The 442-nt window shown below is 62.9% G+C and carries 1 pseudogene; it reads right to left on the reverse strand.

Going from position 1 to position 442, the window contains the following annotated elements:
• Positions 1 to 442: pseudogene (locus tag IMZ11_RS44180) on the reverse strand (hypothetical protein); the annotation flags it as partial.

A 442-nucleotide genomic window follows, 5' to 3' on the forward strand; every position in this document is an offset into this window, starting at 1 on the left:
ACAGCGCGACGATCAGCATCGGCCCGAACACCAGAGTCAGTGAGGCGAGCCCGAAGATCTGACTGACTAATACGAGCACCGGCGCCAGCACGAGCGCGATCTGGATCGGGCTGTTGAGGATGATCGAGAAGGCGTACTCCGATTGGTTTTTGGCGGCCAGTTGTACACCGACGACGTTCTCCACCGCGTTGCCCGCGATGGCCACGATCACCAGACCGGCGAATGCCTGCGAGATGTGCAGCGAGTCCATCGCCGGTTCCAGCGCGGCGACGAACCAATCGGAGACGAATGCCGCCAATCCGCCCGCGATGGCGAGCATGCCGATCGCCAAACCGACCGGCCAGCGTGGCTGTTCTTTGTGCGGCTGGGGCACGGGCTCGCTGGTCTTGTTCTTGTCGCGGCTCAGCGAATACGGCAACGACAGTCCGAACAGCACCAGCAG

This window comes from Microtetraspora sp. AC03309, assembly GCF_020826795.1.
In the GTDB taxonomy this organism is placed as follows: Bacteria; Actinomycetota; Actinomycetes; order Streptosporangiales; family Streptosporangiaceae; genus Microtetraspora; species Microtetraspora glauca.